This window comes from Pseudomonas sp. ATCC PTA-122608 (genome assembly GCF_001952855.1).
In the GTDB taxonomy this organism is placed as follows: Bacteria; Pseudomonadota; Gammaproteobacteria; order Pseudomonadales; family Pseudomonadaceae; genus Aquipseudomonas.
In genome coordinates, this window is sequence record NZ_LPNO01000016.1 from 83,194 (window position 1) to 100,023 (window position 16,830).

Annotated in this window: 13 protein-coding genes; all 13 read right to left on the minus strand. The window is 62.2% G+C overall.

Annotated elements, in window-relative coordinates:
- Window positions 1-17: 17 nt before the first annotated feature.
- A complete protein-coding gene (locus tag AU074_RS16365) occupies window positions 18-2,471 on the minus strand; it encodes a TonB-dependent siderophore receptor (RefSeq protein WP_076015589.1) in 2,454 nt (817 codons plus the stop codon).
- Window positions 2,472-2,565: 94 nt separating this feature from the next.
- Window positions 2,566-3,522: a FecR domain-containing protein gene (locus AU074_RS16370; RefSeq protein ID WP_076015590.1), complete on the minus strand. Its 957-nt coding sequence runs from the start codon at window positions 3,520-3,522 to the stop codon at window positions 2,566-2,568.
- Window positions 3,519-4,028 carry a sigma-70 family RNA polymerase sigma factor gene (locus tag AU074_RS16375; protein WP_076015591.1) on the minus strand — a complete coding sequence of 170 codons (510 nt, stop codon included), beginning with the start codon at window positions 4,026-4,028 and terminating at the stop codon, window positions 3,519-3,521. Before AU074_RS16375 ends, AU074_RS16370 begins: the two co-directional genes overlap by 4 nt.
- Window positions 4,029-4,101: 73 nt before the next feature.
- Window positions 4,102-5,544 (minus strand): efflux transporter outer membrane subunit, encoded by a 1,443-nt coding sequence (locus AU074_RS16380; protein WP_076015592.1) that lies wholly within the window; start codon window positions 5,542-5,544, stop codon window positions 4,102-4,104.
- Entirely contained in the window at window positions 5,541-6,599 is a 1,059-nt protein-coding gene (locus AU074_RS16385; RefSeq protein ID WP_076015593.1) for an HlyD family secretion protein, read from the minus strand. Before AU074_RS16385 ends, AU074_RS16380 begins: the two co-directional genes overlap by 4 nt.
- 26 nt (window positions 6,600-6,625) lie before the next feature.
- Entirely contained in the window at window positions 6,626-8,161 is a 1,536-nt protein-coding gene (locus AU074_RS16390) for an MFS transporter (RefSeq protein ID WP_076015594.1), read from the minus strand.
- A 229-nt stretch (window positions 8,162-8,390) separates the two neighbouring features.
- Window positions 8,391-9,311: a LysR family transcriptional regulator gene (locus AU074_RS16395; protein WP_063033667.1), complete on the minus strand. Its 921-nt coding sequence runs from the start codon at window positions 9,309-9,311 to the stop codon at window positions 8,391-8,393.
- A gap of 171 nt (window positions 9,312-9,482) precedes the next feature.
- A complete protein-coding gene (locus tag AU074_RS16400; protein WP_003218225.1) occupies window positions 9,483-10,331 on the minus strand; it encodes an ABC transporter permease in 849 nt (282 codons plus the stop codon).
- Window positions 10,332-10,343: 12 nt separating this feature from the next.
- A complete protein-coding gene (locus AU074_RS16405) occupies window positions 10,344-11,195 on the minus strand; it encodes an ABC transporter ATP-binding protein (protein WP_076015595.1) in 852 nt (283 codons plus the stop codon).
- A 1-nt stretch (window position 11,196) separates the two neighbouring features.
- A complete protein-coding gene (locus AU074_RS16410) occupies window positions 11,197-12,222 on the minus strand; it encodes an ABC transporter substrate-binding protein (protein ID WP_076015596.1) in 1,026 nt (341 codons plus the stop codon).
- Between the two features lie 14 nt (window positions 12,223-12,236).
- Window positions 12,237-13,130 (minus strand): TauD/TfdA family dioxygenase, encoded by an 894-nt coding sequence (locus tag AU074_RS16415; protein WP_076015597.1) that lies wholly within the window; start codon window positions 13,128-13,130, stop codon window positions 12,237-12,239.
- A gap of 176 nt (window positions 13,131-13,306) precedes the next feature.
- A complete protein-coding gene (locus AU074_RS16420; protein ID WP_076015598.1) occupies window positions 13,307-14,671 on the minus strand; it encodes an HlyD family type I secretion periplasmic adaptor subunit in 1,365 nt (454 codons plus the stop codon).
- Window positions 14,661-16,817: a type I secretion system permease/ATPase gene (locus AU074_RS16425; protein ID WP_076015612.1), complete on the minus strand. Its 2,157-nt coding sequence runs from the start codon at window positions 16,815-16,817 to the stop codon at window positions 14,661-14,663. The genes AU074_RS16420 and AU074_RS16425 overlap by 11 nt, the downstream gene beginning before the upstream one ends.
- Window positions 16,818-16,830 lie beyond the last annotated feature (13 nt).

A 16,830-nucleotide genomic window follows, 5' to 3' on the forward strand; every position in this document is an offset into this window, starting at 1 on the left:
CCGCCGTTCGCAAATGTTTACCAGTCATAGGTCAAACTCGACACCACCGTGCGCCCTTCCCCGTAATAACAATCCAGGTCGCTGGTGCATTGCGACACGTAGGTTTTGTTGGTCAGGTTCTGCACATTCATCGCCAGCTTCACACCTTTGAGCTTGAACGGCGAGGCACCCAGGTCGTAGCTCAGGCTGGCGTCGTAGACGGTATAGGACGGGATGCTGAACGCTCCTGCGTAGTAATCACCGAAGCTGCTGCGAACGTAGCGCGTACCCACGCCTGCCCCAAGGCCCGCCAGGGGCGTGTCGCCGAGGACGGTGTAATTGACCCACACCGAAGCGGTAAGCGGTGAGATGCCTGCCGGGTGTCGGCCTTGGCGGCCGTCATTGTCTTTGGTGTATTTGATGTCGTTGCGCGCTGCCGAGGCGACCACGTCCCAGGCATCGCTGAGGGAGGCCTTGGCTTCCAGCTCCACACCCCGTGAGCGCATGGCACCGCTCTGGGTGCTGAAGGTGGTGTCTACCGGGTTGGTGGTCAGCACGTTTTCCTGGTCGAGTTGGTAGACCGAGACCTGCACAAAACTCTTCTGGCCCGGCGGCTGATATTTCAGGCCGACTTCGTACTGGTTGCCGGTAGAGGGATCAAACGGTTTGCCGCTGATATCGGTGCCCGACAGCGGCAGGAAGGATTCGGAGTAGCTGATAAACGGCGCCAGGCCGTTATCGAACAGGTACACCAAACCGGCCCGGCCAGTGAACGCCTGGTCTTTGCTGCTGGTGCGGGTGTCGGCCAACGGCTCCTTGTTGACCACGTTGGCCCAGTCGTAGCGCCCGCCAAGGACCAGCGCCCACTTATCCAGTTTGATCTGGTCCTGCACATACAGGCCGGTCTGGGTCACGGTGCGGTCCCAGCGATACGGCTGGCCGAAATTCATCCGCTGGCCGTAGACCGGCTTGAACAGGTCGATCACCGGCGGATTACGGTCGTACAGGCCGTGGAATTGCGAGTTGAAGTGGTAGTAATCGAGGCCGACGATCAGCGTATGGGACAGTGCGCCGGTGTCGAATTCCGCCTGGGCAATGTTATCCACGCCAAACACTTTGTTGTTCTGCGACCAGTCCACGCCGAAGCGCTGCAGGTAGCGTTGGTCTTGCACGCCAGTTGCCGGGTTGGGTACAAATCTGTAGCCGTGCAGCGGTGCGGTGTAACGGTCGTCCACCTCGGCGTAGCGGGCATTTTGCTTGAGGGTCCAGGTGTCGTTCAGGCGATGGGACACCTCATAGCCCAACACGTACTGCTCGCGGTTGTACTGGTTGACGCCAGGCTCGCCGATAAACACATCACGCTTGATCTTGCCGTTGGGGTTGTCCCAGATCGTCCCGGACGCGGGCAAACCCTGGGCCTCGGGCACGCCCTTGTCTTTCTGGTACTGGGCGAACACGGTCAGGCGCGTGTCGTCGTTGGGCTGCCAAGTCAGGCTGGGGGCGATGAATTGGCGTTTGTTCTCGACGTAGTTGATCTCGCCCTGCTCGTCCTTGGCCAGGCCGGTGAGGCGATATAGAAACTGGCCCTGTTCATCCAGTGGACCACTGAGGTCGATGGCGGCGCTTTTGTGTTCGTAGGTACCGGCTTCCAGCACCACTTGATGCACCGGGGTTTCGCTGGGGCGCTTGCTGACCATATTGACGATGCCGCCCGGCTGGTTCTGCCCGTATAACACCGAGGCCGGGCCCTTGAGCACTTCGATGCGTTCCAGAGAGTACGGCTCGATCTGCAATGCACCGCCGGTGCTGCCGCCGCCATAAGGCAAGTGCAAACCATCCAGGTACAGCGGCGTAGGCGAGAAGCCACGGGAGGTGGGTTCATCGAACAGTTTGACCCGGTCGGAAAAACCGCCGGCGGTCATGCCCGGCGTATAAAGCAGCGCCTGGGTGACGCTTTGGGCACCGCGCGCCTTGATCTCGGCGGCGGTGATGACGTTGATGGTCTGGGGGATTTCCACCAGCGCCGAATCGGTCTTGCTACCGGTGGCGCTGCGCTTGGCAACAATGCCGTCGACCGCGCCCCAGGCCGTTTCCTGATCCTGTTGGCCACTGATCTGCGTCGCCCCGAGTTGCAGCGCGCCGCTTGCCGGCAGCGCCTGCAACGACCAGCCGCCCTGGGATTGCACCGCGACCAACCCGCTGCCGGCCAACAACCGTTCCAACCCTGGCCCGGTGGCGTAGCGGCCCTGCAAGCCGGCGCTGCGCTTGCCTTGGGTCAGCGAGGCGTCCACCGACAACAGGATTCCCGAGGCGCTGGCGAACTGGTTCAAGGCCTGGTCGAGGTTGCCTGCGGGAATGTTGTATTGGCGCAGGGCTTCAGCGCTCTCCTGGGCCTGGACCACGCTCGGCACCACAGGCGCCGTCGCCAGCAAACTGACAAACAGGCCACGGCGCAGGGCGCGGGCCAGAGGTTGGATTGGGTGGTGCGACATTGCAGGGCTCCCCGTGAGAACGCTTCTTGATTGGCTTTCAAGAGGTATCCCGGACGGGGTTGGAAAACCGACAAGCCGTAGGCAAAAAATTTTTTTAGACCCGCGCCTTGATCGTGACCCAATAGCGCGTCACCGCCTGTACCTGCACCGGCAACGAACGCGCAAGCGCGTCGAGAATCGCGTCGGTGTCATTCAGCGGAAACACGCCGGTCAACAGCAAGCCGGCTACTGCCGCATCGCAGCGCAACAGCCCCGGGCGATAACGGCTCAACTCGGCAACGAACTGCCCCAGCGGCTGGCGCTCGGCGATCAAGCGGTTCTCGGTCCAACTGCTGGCGTTGGCATTCACAGGCGCCAGCGTCGAAGTCCGGCTGGCGCTGAACCACAGGCTGTCCCCGGCATTCATCTGCACCGCCGCACCGCGCACCGGACGCACCTGCACGCGCCCTTCATACAGGTCGACGCGGCTGCCATCGTCCACTTCACGCACGGCAAACCGGGTGCCCAGGGCCTGCACATCTCCGGCCGGGGTTTCGACGATCAATGGCCGGGACGGATCGTGGCCGCTGGTCAGCAGGATCTCGCCACGTATCAGGCGGATACGCCGCTCACTGGCGCTGAACCGCAGGTCGACCGCGCTGTTGCTGTTGAGGTCCAGGCGCGTGCCATCGCTCAAGGTCAGGTGACGAATCTCGCCGGTGGCGGTGCGGTATTCGGCAAACGCCGCCTGCCAAGGCTGGCTGCTTTGCACCAGATAGCCGCTGCCACCGGCCACCAGCAACAGCCCGAGCAATTTCAAGGCGGCGCGGCGTTGGGTGTCCGGTGTATCGCGTAACACCGCACGGGCACTGTCGACCGGCACACCGCCGAGGGTTTGCTGTAACTGCTGCAAGCGCTTCCAGGCGCGCCGGTGTTCCGGGTCGGCCTCCTGCCAGCGCGCGAAGGCCTGGCGCTGATCGCCGTCCATCTCGCCGCCCCACTGCAGCATCAACCACTCGCTGGCCTGCTCGACAATGGCCGGGGCAATCGGCGCTTCGTGCCGGGTTCTCATTCTTCGTAGACGACCTGATAGCAGGCGAGAATCGCCCGGGTCATGTATTTCTGCACCGAACTGACGGTCACCTCCAGGCGCTCGGCGATCTGTGCGTAGCTCAGCCCTTCGAACTGCGACAACAGGAACGCGCGGCGCACGTTGTCGGGCATGCGGTCGAGCATGGCGTCGATCTGCATCAGGGTTTCAAGGATCAATGCGCGGGTTTCCAGGGACGGCGACTCGGGCTCCGGCAGGTGGGCGATGCTTTCCAGGTAGACGCGCTCGATGCGCAGGCGCCGCCATTGATCAATCACCAGGTTGCGAGCGATCTGTGTCAGGTAGCTGCGGCTTTCCTTGTCACCGGGAAAGCGCCCCGATACCAGCAAGCGCAGGAAGGTGTCCTGCGCCACATCGGCGGCGTGCTCGCGATCGCCCAGGCGTTTGCGCAGCCAGCCTTGCAGCCAGCCGTGATGGTCGCGATACAGGAGATGAAGCTGTTGCCGGCCGTCAGTCGCGGTGTCCATGAAAAGCTCAGATACGTTATTGAGAGCAATTATCATTACACCTTGTTGCGCGACTGGCAAAGTTCTTTGTCATTCAGCGTCCGGCGGTTTGCAACGGATACACCGATTCCCAGCCACCGCCCAACGCCTTGTACAACCCGACCATGGCCAGAGACACGCCGGTGGAGCTTTCCACCCACTGCTCTTGCGTCGCCAGCAACGCGCTTTGCACCGTCAGCACGTTGACGAAATCCACCACGCCTTCGACGTATTGATGCTGCGCAGTAGCGAGGGCGATCTGGTTCTGCCGAACGGCTTCGGCAAGGCTGTCGCGGCGCAGTTGGCTGGCGTTGTAGCGAGTCAGCTGGTCGTCGATTTCATGCCAGGCCCGCAGCACGGTTTGCTGGTAGGCCAGGGCCGCTTCCTGTTGCTGGGCTTCGCGCAGATCGAGCATGCCTTGCAATCGGCCACCGTTGAAAATCGGCAAGCTCAGTTGTGGGCCAAAGGCGAATGCACGGGAACTCCACGAGCCGAGATCCGCCAACTGCAACGCCTGGGAGCCTACGCTGCCGGACAGGGTGATGCGCGGGTAGAAGTCGCCCTTGGCCACGCCGATGGAAGCGGTGGCGGCATGCAAGCGCGCTTCGGCCTGGCGGATATCGGGGCGTCGTTCGGCCAGTTGCGACGGCAGGCCGATGGCGACCTGGCGTTGGGTCTGCGGCACGGCGGCGTCCTTGGATAGCTCCGCGTACAAGGCTTGTGGCGGTTCGCCCATCAACAAGCTCAGGGCGTTGATCAGTTGGTCCTGGCGTTGCTGCAAGTCCGGCAGGCGCGCCTCGATGGCGGCGACTTGAGCGGCGGCTTCGGCTACGTCCAGGTCAGTGGCAACCCCGTCGGCCAAGCGCAGTTGCGACAGCTTGAGGCTGTGGCGGGCGACGTCCAAGTTTTGCTCGGTGACGGCCCGGGTGTTCTGCACACCGCGCAGTTGGATGTAGTCCTGGGCGGTTTCCGCCAGCACTGACAACAGCACGGCACGGCGGTCGTTTTCAGCGACTTGCAAGGTGGCGTCGGCGGCTTCGGTTTCGCGTTTTACCCGGCCCCAGAAGTCCAGTTCCCAGGCGGCGGAAAAGCCCATGTCCCACTGGTTAAAGGCCGAGCGGCCATTCTTGCCGGAGGGATCGCTCAAGCCATCGGCGCTGTTGCGTTGGCGCAGGTAATCGCCGGTGGCGTTGACGGTCGGGTAGCGCTCGGCAGTGATCACCTGGCGCGCCGCACGGCTTTGTTGCAGGCGACTGCTGGCGAGTTTCAGGTCGAGGTTATCGGTCAGCGCGCGACGGGTGAGCGCGGTGAGTTGTGCGTCATGGAACACTTCCCACCAGCGCTCCTCCAGCGGGTCGTTGACCGCGTGGCTGGCGGCTTGTCGGCCCTGAGGCTCGGTCCATTTGCCCAGCGGGTTTTGCGGGCGCTGAAAGTCCGGGCCGACGGTGCAGGCACTCAGGCTGAACAAGCTCAAGGTAATCCAGGCGAGGCGTCTCATTGCTGGGCGACCTCGCGTGGCTGGGCGGCGGCGTGGGTGTCGACGCTGGCTTCCACCGACATGCCGACCCGCAGGCGTTCGGTCAGCGCCTGGCCGGGCTCCAGAATGATTTTCACCGGAATGCGCTGCACCACCTTGGTGAAGTTGCCGGTGGCGTTGTCCGGCTTGACCGAGGCAAACGTCACTCCAGTGGCCGGCGCCAGGCTTTCAAGGTGCCCCTTGAGCACGTCACCGTCGAGGCTGTCGACCCGCACTTCAACCGCTTGGCCTGCGTGCATGTGGGACAGTTGGGTCTCCTGGAAATTAGCCACCACATAAGCCTCGGCCAGCGGCACCACGGCGAGGATCTTGCTGCCCGGCGTCACATAGGCGCCAACCCGCACCGCGCGCTCACCGACCATGCCGTCCACCGGCGCGACGATGCGGGTGTACGACAGCTGAAAGCTGGCCATTTCCAGTGCGGCCTGGGCACGTTTCAAACCGCCTTCGGCCGCATCCCGCTGGGCGCTGAGGATTTCCACCTGCTTGCGCTCGGCAGCCAGCACCGCCGTGGCATTCGCCAGGCGTGCGGTGGCCTGGTCAATACGCGTCTTGGCTTGCTGGGCGTTCTGCACGGTGCCGGCGCCTACACCCGCGAGGTGGTTGTAGCGGTTCAGTTCGTGTTCGGCAAACGCCACTTCGGCGCGATCCGCCGCCACAGTCGCCTGGGCCTGGGCAATCACCGAGCTTTGGCGCTCCAGGGTTGCCGTGGCATTTTTCAGCTGCGCCTGGGCCACCAGCGTATCGGCATCGGCCGCCTGGGCAGCGGCGCGGAAGTCACGGTCATCGATCAGCGCCAGCAACTGCCCGGCCTTGACCCGCTGGTTGTCTTCCACCAGCACTTCCTTGATGAAGCCGGCCACACGCGGCGCCACCAGGGTGTAGTCAGCGGCGACGAAGGCGTCGTTGGTGCTCTGGCGTTTGCTGCCGAACACACCCGGCGCCAGCAGGTAAACCAGCACACCTACGGCAAACACGGTGATGACGGTTACAGCGATTTTGTCTTTGCTTTTCATAACAATCCCTTTGGCTCAGTGAGCAATCAAGTCGGCGCGCGGGGCGGATAAATCCGCGTCGGCATCCAGAAAATCAGCAGGATCAACGCCGCCGCGACACCGGCCATGACGTAGTAGAGATCCGAAGAGGTGAGCACCACGGCCTGCTCGTGCAGCCGATGGGCAAGGCCGGCGGCATCGCTGTCGGCCAGGGGCGAGTTGCCCAGGCTGTCCACCAGCATGGTCGAGTGGAAATGCAGGCGGTGTGTGGTCAGGGCATCGAGCACGCCGGTGGCGACCACGGCAGCCAGGCCTTTCACGGTGTTGAACCACGCCGAGGCGAAAGGCCCGTCCTGGGGCGTGATGCTGCCGGTGGAGAGCATCAGCAGCGGCAACACCGCCATCGGTTGCCCGAAGATTTGCAGCAGTTGCAGCACGTAGAAATCATCGCGAATCCATGCCGACGTGAGTTGCGCCCCGCCCACGCAGGACAGGATCAACATGCTCAAGCCAATGCCCAATACCCAGCGGCAATCGACCCAGCGCAAGTTGCACAACGCCGCCACCAACGGCAGTGCGATCAACTGCGGCAGCGCCATGATCAGCATCACCGGTGCAGTTTGCAGCGGGCGGTAGCCTTGGACCTGGGCCAGGTAGCTGGACGGAATGATGGTCACCGCCAGCAGCACGATCAGCACCCCGGCGAGCACAATCAGCGCGAACGACAGGTTGCGCAGCCCAAGCATCTGCAACTTGAAAAACGGCATCGGGTGCGACCACTCGTTGATCATGAACAGCACCAGCAACACCAGGCCGCCGATCAACAATGAGGTAATCAGCGGCGACTCGAACCAGTCCAGCCGATTGCCCTGCAACAGGCCGATCACCAGCATGCAGATCGCCGGGAACCCCAGCAGCAGGCCGCGCCAGTTGAACTGCCTGAAGCGCTCCAGGCGCAACGGGTCCTGAGGCAAGCCGTAGGCCACGGCGGCCATGGCCAGCAGGCACGGCCCGACAATCTGCCAGAACGCCCATTGCCAACCGACGTATTCGGTCCACATGGCCGCCAGCGGTGTGCCGAGGCTGGGGCCGAAGGTTGCGGTCAGGGCGTAGCCGGCCAGGCCGTATAGCTTGACGTGGGCCGGCAGGAACCGCAGGGCCACGGTCATCAGCATCGGCGGCAAGGCGCCGCCGGCCAGGCCTTGCACGGTGCGCAAAATCAGCAGGCTTTCGTAATTCGGTGCGAACGGGCACAGCACGCCAAGCACGGTGAACAGCCCAATGGCGCACAGGGTGAAACGGCGCAGAGAGAACGTCACCGAACACCAGGGTGCAAAGGCCATCGCCGAGACGGAGGTGGCGGTGTACGCAGCCACCAGCCAGGTGCCTTCGTCGAAGCCGATGTACATCGCACCGCGAATATCGGCGAGGGCAACTTTGGTCACCATCTCGTTGAGACCGGACACCAGCACTGCGAGCAACACGCCCACCAGGCCGATGATGATGCGCGGGCCGAAAACGGGCGGGGTGATGGCGGTCGGCTTGGCTGCGGCCAGGGGTGCGGGAGCAGCGAGGGACGTCATGAACTACAACTCGGAATAGGAAATACCCGAGCAGTTTAATCAGGCTTAGACATGACAAAAAGTGACTTATAGGAAGCTTATAAGTGCACCAGACGCAATGATCAAAATGTAGGCGACCTCTGTGGGAGCCGGGCTTGCCCGCGACGGCATCACCTCGCTATTCCTGAAAAACCGGGTCGCCCGCATCGCAGGCAAGCCAGCTCCCACATCGACCGAGCTCACTTGCGACTCACGTGGGCTGGGCTTCTTGCCACGTCGCCTCGCAGCATTCACGCATGGTCTCGCGTAGCCATTTATGGGCCGGGTCTTTGTCGAAACGCGGGTGCCAGGCCTGGGTCAACACCAGTGTGGGCAGGGAGATTGGCAGGGTGAATGCGCGCAACGGCAGCTTCAGGCGATTGGCGCTGTAGAGCGCTTCCTTGGGCACCGGCAGGATCAGGTCGGAGTCCGGCAGCATGAACATCGCGCCGTGAAACCCCGGGGCGATCATGGCGACTCGACGTTCCAGGCCCTGGGCGTTCAGCGCCGTGTCGATCGGCCCACGGGCGATGCCGCGTCGGGAGATGCTGATGTGGGAGTAGCTGGCGAACCGTGCAGCGGTGATCTCTCCATCGAACAACGGATGGCCTTCCCGCGCCAGCCCGACGAAGGTGGTGGTGAACAGATTCTGCACCTTCACTTCCGGGGTGATCGGCATGGTATTGCCCACCCGCAGGTCGAGCCGGCCTTCCCGCAGGGCTTCATCATCGGTGTCGCCTTCGGGCACGAAGCGCAGCTCGCACAGCGGAGCCATACGCTCCATGGTGTCGAACAGCCGACCGCCATACACCCCGACAAAAAAGTCATTGGCCCGCACGCTGAATCGGCGGCGCAACGTGCGCAAGTCCACTTCGTCCGCCGAGCGGAACAGCAGCGCCGCCTGTTCCACCACATTACGCACCTGGCCCTGCAACTCCAGGGCCTTGGGCGTCGGCACCAGGCCGCGACCGGCGCGCACCAGGATCGGATCACCCACTGCCTCTCGGATTCGCGTGAGGGTGCGGCTCATGGCGGCCGGGCTCAGGTTCATCCGCCGTGCGGCACCCACCACACTGCCCTCGTCGAGCAAGGCGTCGAGGGCGACCAGCAGGTTCATGTCCGGTAATTGCATGCCAAGCACTCGTGATGGATTGGGAGTGAACTTGGCGCAATCGTAGCAGGCTTCTCTGTAGGAGCGAGCTTGCTCGCGAAGAACGTTAACGATAACGCGGGCATCCTGATGGGGCGCGTTGCCTGGGCATTTTTCGCGAGCAAGCTCGCTCCTACAGGGAGCAGCAGGTGATTAACGTTGCATGCCCCAGCGCTTTACGGTGACGCGCTCCAAAGTGTCGAACACCAGGTTTTCCACCAGCAGACCGATCAGGATTACCACCGCTAACCCGGCAAATACTTTGTCGGTGTAGAGCTCGTTGCGGTTCTGGAAGATGTACCAGCCCAGCCCGCCCTTGCCGCTGGTGGCGCCGAATACCAGCTCGGCCGCAATCAGCGTGCGCCAGGCAAACGCCCAGCCGATTTTCAGCCCGGCGAGGATCGACGGCAGCGCCGCCGGGATCAGGATGAACAGCACAAAACGCATGCCCTTGAGGCCGTAATTGCGACCGGCCATGCGCAGGGTTTCCGAGACACCGAGAAATCCTGAATAGGTGTTGAGCGCCAGCGCCCACAGCACTGAATGCACCAGCACGAAGATCAGGCTGTTCTGCCCCAGGCCAAACCACAACAGCGCCAGCGGCAGCAGGGCAATCGCCGGCAACGGGTTGAACATCGAGGTCAGGGTGCTCAGCAAGTCGCGACCCAATTGGGTGGACACCGCCAGGGTGGTCAGGGCGAACGCCAGCACAATGCCGATCAGGTAACCCTTGATCAGCACCACCAGCGAGATGCTGACCTTGCTCAACAGCTCGCCACTGGCCATGCCGTCGTAGAACGCGCTCAGGGTCTGCAGGAAGCTTGGCAGCAGCAGGTCATTGTTCTGGTAACGCGCGGCCGCTTCCCAGAGGATCGCGAGCACGATCAGGATCAGGCTTTTACGCAGCCAGCCTTGTTGCCACAAGCGCTGACGCCACGGTAACTCGCGCTCTACGCGAACACCGGGCAAAGGTTCGAGAGTGATTTCATATTCCTGGCGCATGGTGGAAACCCTTCAATAAGCGATGCGGATATCGGCGAAACCCAGCTCGGTTTCCGCCTCGGGCGCTTCATCAAACAACAGCCGATGAATGCGCCGCGCCGAAGCCTGGAACGCCACACCGCCAAGGCTGTGCAGGTCGTATTGATGGCTGTGGATTTCCGCCCGCACCCGCCCGGGATGCGGCGACAGCAACAGGATGCGGTTGCCCACCACCAGCGCTTCTTCGATGGAGTGGGTGACGAACAACAACGTGAAGCGCACCTCTTCCCAGAGCAGCAGCAACTCTTCCTGCATCTTGCGTCGGGTCAGCGCATCGAGGGCGGCGAAGGGTTCGTCCATCAGCAGGATTTTCGGCTGCATGGCCAACGCCCGGGCGATGGCCACACGGGCCTTCATGCCGCCGGACAGGGTGTGCGGATAGGCATCGGCAAAGGCCGTAAGGCCGACTTTTTCCAGGTAGTACAGCGCCCGTTCTTCGGCCTCGCGACGCTTGAGGGTCTTGGAGGCGAGCAGCGGAAACATGACGTTCTGCTTGACGGTTTTCCACGGCGGCAGTTGGTCGAATTCCTGGAACACCACAATGCGGTCCGGCCCCGGTTGCTCGACTTTTTGCCCGAGCAAACGGATCTCGCCTTCGCAGGGTTTGATAAAGCCGGCGATGGATTTCAGCAATGTCGATTTGCCGCAGCCCGAAGGCCCCAGCAGTACAAAGCGGTCCGCCGGGTCGATCTCGAAACTGACCTGGTGGGTGGCTCGCACCACTCGTTCGGGCGTGCGGTATTCAAGGCTGACGTGGTCCACCGACAGCAACGCTTCGGTGGTTTTCGGGTTGCTGGCCGTGTGGCCTTGCAAGGGTGCGTTCATGTCAGCTCCCTTGCAGCGGTTTGGCGTCCTGGAAGAAGTAATCCTTCCACGATTCGGGTTTGTTTTTGATCGCGCCAACGCGGTAGAGGAATTCCGCCAGCGGGTAAGTATTTTTCGGTGTGACGCTGAATTCGAACTGCGGGTTTTCGATGATTTTCAGCAGGTCGGCGCGGTCGATCTTGGCTTTGGTGACACGGATGTAGGTATCGGCGGCGGCGCCTTTGTCGTTCTGGGCGAACTGGGCCGCTTCGGTCAGCGCCTCGACGAACGCCTTGTAGGTTTTCGGGTTGTCGTTGCGGAATTTCTCGGTGGCAAACAACACCGTCGGCGAGTTCGGGCCGAGGATGTCGTAGGAGTTGAGCACCACGTGCACGTTCGGGTTGGTCAGGGCCTGTTCCTGGAACGGCGGGTTGGAGAAATGCCCGGTCAGTTCGGTGCCACCGGCGATCAGCGCAGCCGTGGCATCCGGGTGCGGGACAGCCACGGTGTACTTGTCGAGGCGGTTGAATTCCTTGTCGCCCCACTGCTTGGCCGCGGCGTATTGCAGGAAGCGCGACTGTACGGAGACGCCCACTGCGGGTACGGCAATGCGGTCTTTTTCGGTGAAGTCGGCAATGGTTTTGACCTTGGGATTGTTGCTCACCAGGTAGTAAGGGAAGTTGCCCAGAGAGGCGACGGCTTTCACGTTCTGCTTGCCGTGGGTGCGGTCCCAGATGGTCAACAGCGGGCCGACACCAGCCCCGGCGATGTCGATGGAACCGGAGAGCAACGCATCGTTGACGGCGGCGCCGCCGGACAGCTGGGTCCAGTCGACCTTGATGTCGATGCCTTCCTGCTTGCCGTACTTCTCGATCAGGCTCTGATCGCGCACCACGTTGAGCAACAGGTAGACGATGCCGAACTGCTCGGCGATGCGAATCTCGCCTTCGGCCTGGGCGGCGGCAGGTGCAACAAGGCTGCCGGCCAGCAGGCTGACGCCCAGGCCGACCGTCGCAGCCAGGCGCGCAAACGGGATTTTCTTGGACATGGTCATGCTCCGGATCAGAAAGGCGCGTCGCCCTGGATGGTGGTGCGGAACAGCTTGCGCCGCAGGTGGCTTGGGCTGCCGGCCGCCAGATGGATCAGCGAGCGGTTGTCCCAGAACACCAGGTCGTGGGGCTGCCACTGATGGCGGTAGATGTTTTCGGGCAGCACACTGTGGGCGTAGAGCTGAGCCAGCAGGTCACGGCTTTCATCGTCCGGCAGGCCGACGATACGGGTGGTGAAGCCCTCGCTGACGAACAACGCCTTGCGGCCGTTTTCCGGGTGGGTGCGTACGATCGGGTGCACCACTTCCGCCACCTGAGCGAGCTGCTCAGGGGTGAGGGTCGGGCGCCAGTTGCCTTCGAATTTGGTTTCGCTGTAGCGCGCCGTGTAGGAGTGCGCGGCGCTGCGACCTTCGACAGCCTTGCGCAGGCGCTCGGGCAGTTGGTCCCAGGCTTTGTGCATGTCGGCGAACAAGGTGTCGCCGCCTTCGGACGGCAGCTCCTGGGCATGGAGCATCGAGCCGAGGCTCGGCAGCTCTTTGTAGGAGAGATCCGAGTGCCAGAACTTGCCGGCGTCTCCCAGGCCGATGGATTGGCCGTTTTCGAGGATGTTGGAGACGATCAGGATTTCCGGGTGGTTGGCCAGCAGGAATTGTTTGAGCACGTGGATTTGCAGCACACCGAAGCGGCGGCTGAAGGCGATCTGTTGTTCGGGGGTGATGCGTTGGTCGCGGAAGACCACGACGTGATGATCCAGGTGCGCGCGATGGATGCGGGCGAAGTCCTGGTCGCTGACCGGGCGGGTCAGGTCCAGGCCAATGATCTCGGCGCCGACGCTGCCGGGAAATGGACGGATCTCAAAGGTTTGTGCAGTGTCGTTCGCTGTTGGAACAGTAGAGGTGGCAGACATGAGTTCACTCCCGGACGGTCAGGAGAGTGACTTTATAGTCATAAGAACGGCATTTTAAATACCGTTAACGAATATCGATATGGCTTTTGTACAGGCCATGGCGCTTGGGTGTTTTGGAGGGCCTCATCGCGGGCAAGCCCGGCTCCCACAGGGGACGGCCGGGCGTGCAGTCGGGATCAGCGCTCGTGCAACGCCTCTGCCCGCGCCCTAAGGATCGGCTTGAGCAGGTAGCTGAGGATGCTTTTCTGGCCGGTGATGATGTCCACCGAAGCCACCATGCCGGGGATGATGATCAGCGGCTTCTCATCGGTGCCCAAGTGGCTGCGGTCGGTGCGCAGGGTGATCATGTAGTAGGTGGTTTTCTTGTCTTCGTCGGTGATGGTGTCGGCACCGATGCGCTCGAGCTTGGCCTTGAGGCCGCCGTAGATGGTGTAGTCATAGGCGGTGAACTTGACCACCGCCTCTTGTCCCGGGTGCAGGAAGGCGATGTCTTGCGGACGTATCTTTGCTTCCACCAGCAGGGTGTCATTCAGCGGCACGATTTCCACCATGTCACTGCCTGGCTGGATCACGCCGCCTACGGTGTTCACCAGCAGTTGCTTGACGATGCCACGTACCGGCGAGGTCACCAAGGTGCGGCTTACCCGATCTTCCAGAGCCTTGCCGGTAGACGCGGCCTTGTTCAGTTCTGTGCGGGCTTCGTTGAGTTGAGTCAGGGCTTCACTGCGGAATTTGCCGCGGGTTTCATCGATCTTGCGCTGCACTTCCTTGATCGCCGATTCGGCACGGGGAATCGCCAGGGTGGTTGCATCAAGTTGCCCACGGGTTTCCATTTCCGCACGCTTGAGCCGCAGCACTTCAACCGGCGAGACCGCGCCTTGGGCTACCAACGGCTCGGACATGTTGATTTCCTGGCGCTGCAACGACAGCTGGCTGCGGTATTGGCCTTGCTTGGAGGAGAACTCGCGCAGTTCCTGTTGACGCTGCACCAGTTGCTCCTGCAACCCGCCGACTTCGTCCTTGAGCTGCTGACGGCGACTGTCGTACAGCGAGCGCTCACTGGCGGCCTGGCTTGGCGCGGCCTTGAGCACGTCGTCCGGAATATTCAGCGGGCGGTCATCCACCTGCGCGCTCAAGCGTTCGACCCGCAGCAACATCGACAGCCGCAGGGCTTCGGTTTCGCCGGCGTTGGACACAAAGCGCGTGTCGTCCAGACGAATCAACGGTGCCCCGGCTTCGACGATCTGGCCTTCCTTGACGTACAGCTCTGCGACGATGCCGCCTTCAAGGTTTTGGATCTTCTGCAACTTGGAGGACGGAATCGCCTTGCCGTCACCGCGCGTCACTTCGTCGATGCTGGAAAAATACGCCCAGCACACCAGGAACAGGAAAAACGCGATGATCGCCCAGATGGTCAAGCGGATGACCCGCGGCGCATCTTCGATCAGTGCTTTGTTGACCTCGGGCAGCGGCTGGTCTTGCAGGGAGTCGGAGCCTTTGAAGTAGCGGCTAATCGAGTTTTTGACGGACTTAAGCGACACTGATCTGCCCCTTCTTCAACGCTTCCATGACCACGGCTTTCGGGCCATCCGCGAGGATCTGACCCCGATCGACCACCAACAGGCGGTCCACCAGGGACAGCAGCGAGGCGCGGTGCGTGACCAGCACCACCGTCTTGTTTTGCACCACAGCTAGCAAGCGTTGTTTCAAGCGTTCTTCACCGGTGTTGTCCATGGCGCTGGTCGGTTCGTCGAGCAGCAAGATAGGCGGGTTGAGCAGTAAGGCACGGGCCAGCGCGACGTTCTGCCGCTGGCCGCCGGACAGGTTCTGCCCGCGCTCGCCTACTTGCAGTTCGTAGCCTTGGGGGTGCAGGCGGGCAAACTCGTGGACGCCGGCCAATTCCGCAGCTTGCAGGACCATTTCGTCTTCGACATAGCGCGCACCCGATACCAGGTTATCGCGCAGGGTGCCGGCCAGCAGTTGGATGTCCTGGGGCACGTAGCCGATGTTATGGCGCAGCTCGCTGACGTCGATCTGGCGAACGTCCACGCCGTCCACCAGCAAGGCGCCGGAGTCGGGTTGATAGAGGCCGACAATTAATTTGGCGAGTGAGCTTTTACCCGAACCACTGCGGCCGATAATGCCGATTTTTTCCCCGGGTTTGATCACCAGGTTGAGGTTTTTCAGTGCGGCGTTTTGCTGGTCCGGGTAGGTGAAGCTCAGGCCCCGGCATTCAATCGCACCTTGCAGCGTGCGTCGGCTCATCGGACGCTCTTCGAAGTTGCGCTCTTGGGGCAACTCCATCATCTGGTCTACCGATTTCATGGTGACTTTGGCTTGCTGGTAACGGGTCAGCAGGCCGGACAGCGAAGCCAGCGGGCTCAAGGCACGGCCACTGAGCATGTAGCAGGCAATCAGGCCGCCCATGCTCAGGTTGCCGTCGATGATCTGATAAACACCGAAGCAAATCATCACGACGCCCGCCAATTGCTGAATCAGCAGTGTCATGTTCATCGACAGGCCCGACAGCAACTTCACCCGCAGCTCCAGGCGGCTGAGGGTGCCAATCGTCTGTTCCCATTGGTATTGGCGTTCGCTTTCGGCGTTATTGACCTTGACCGCATCCAGCCCGGCGAGGGTTTCGATCAGGCTCGACTGGCGCTCGGCGGCCAGGGCCATGGTTCGCTCCATGGTCGCCACCAGTGGCTTTTGCAAGGCATAACCGATGCCCAGGGCCAGCGGGAATGCCAGCACGGGAATCCACACCAGGTGCCCGCCGAGGATAGCGATCACCAGGAAAATCAGCAGGGTGAACGGCAGGTCGATCAGGCTGGTGAGGGTCAGTGACGCGAGGAAATCCCGCAGGCTCTGAAACTCGTGGATGTTTTGGGCAAAGCTGCCCACCCGCGCCGGGCGGTATTTCATGGACATCCCGACAATGCGCTCGAACAGCGTCGCCGAGATGATCAGGTCGGTTTTTTTCCCGGCCAGGTCCAGGCACAAACTGCGCAGGCTTTTGAGGATCAGGTCGAACAGGTAGGCGCCAGCAATACCGATAGCCAGCACCCACAAGGTGGCCGTGGCCTGGTTCGGCACCACGCGGTCATAGACGTTCATCACAAACAGCGGTGCAGCCATGGCGATGATGTTGATCAGGAAGCTGGCCGCGATGGCGTCGGTGTAAAGCCAGCGCGAGCGCTTCAAGGTGTCGCGGAACCAGGAGCGTGCACGGGGAATCAGCGTGCCGTGGTTGACGTCGAACTTGTGCTGGGGTTGGGCGAAGAACACTTTGCCGGTGTAATCATCGGCCAGCACGTCGCGCTTGATGATGACTTCACCGCCGTCGCTTTCGCTGAGCAGAATGCGGGCTTCGTCCTCGCCATGCCAACCGACCAGCACCGTGCTGCGACCGTCCTTGAGCAACAGCAAGGCCGGCAGGGCAATGGTCGGAATCTGTTCCAGCTTGCGTTGCAACAAACGCCCCTGAAGCCCCGCACGTGCGGCGGCGCGAGGCAGCAGTTCGGCGCTCAGGCGTTGCGCAGGCAACGGCAGGCCAGTGGTGAGCATCGCCGCGCTGGCAGGTTTCTGATGCAGTGCGCAAAGCGCAAGCAACCCGTCAAGTAACGGGTCGTCGTGCAGCGTGCGTGGATCATGACTGAGATGAACTCGACTGACTTCTGATTCCACGCGGGGCACTCTC

What these genes read in the sequence shown, in the direction of transcription:
- AU074_RS16405 (WP_076015595.1), bottom strand. Translation starts at nt 11,195, where the DNA reads ATGAACGCACCCTTGCAAGGCCACACGGCCAGCAACCCGAAAACCACC.
- AU074_RS16380 (WP_076015592.1), bottom strand. Translation starts at nt 5,544, where the DNA reads ATGAGACGCCTCGCCTGGATTACCTTGAGCTTGTTCAGCCTGAGTGCC.
- AU074_RS16390 (WP_076015594.1), bottom strand. Translation starts at nt 8,161, where the DNA reads ATGACGTCCCTCGCTGCTCCCGCACCCCTGGCCGCAGCCAAGCCGACC.
- AU074_RS16400 (WP_003218225.1), bottom strand. Translation starts at nt 10,331, where the DNA reads ATGCGCCAGGAATATGAAATCACTCTCGAACCTTTGCCCGGTGTTCGC.
- AU074_RS16365 (WP_076015589.1), bottom strand. Translation starts at nt 2,471, where the DNA reads ATGTCGCACCACCCAATCCAACCTCTGGCCCGCGCCCTGCGCCGTGGC.
- AU074_RS16395 (WP_063033667.1), bottom strand. Translation starts at nt 9,311, where the DNA reads ATGCAATTACCGGACATGAACCTGCTGGTCGCCCTCGACGCCTTGCTC.
- AU074_RS16370 (WP_076015590.1), bottom strand. Translation starts at nt 3,522, where the DNA reads ATGAGAACCCGGCACGAAGCGCCGATTGCCCCGGCCATTGTCGAGCAG.
- AU074_RS16415 (WP_076015597.1), bottom strand. Translation starts at nt 13,130, where the DNA reads ATGTCTGCCACCTCTACTGTTCCAACAGCGAACGACACTGCACAAACC.
- AU074_RS16385 (WP_076015593.1), bottom strand. Translation starts at nt 6,599, where the DNA reads ATGAAAAGCAAAGACAAAATCGCTGTAACCGTCATCACCGTGTTTGCC.
- AU074_RS16375 (WP_076015591.1), bottom strand. Translation starts at nt 4,028, where the DNA reads ATGGACACCGCGACTGACGGCCGGCAACAGCTTCATCTCCTGTATCGC.
- AU074_RS16410 (WP_076015596.1), bottom strand. Translation starts at nt 12,222, where the DNA reads ATGTCCAAGAAAATCCCGTTTGCGCGCCTGGCTGCGACGGTCGGCCTG.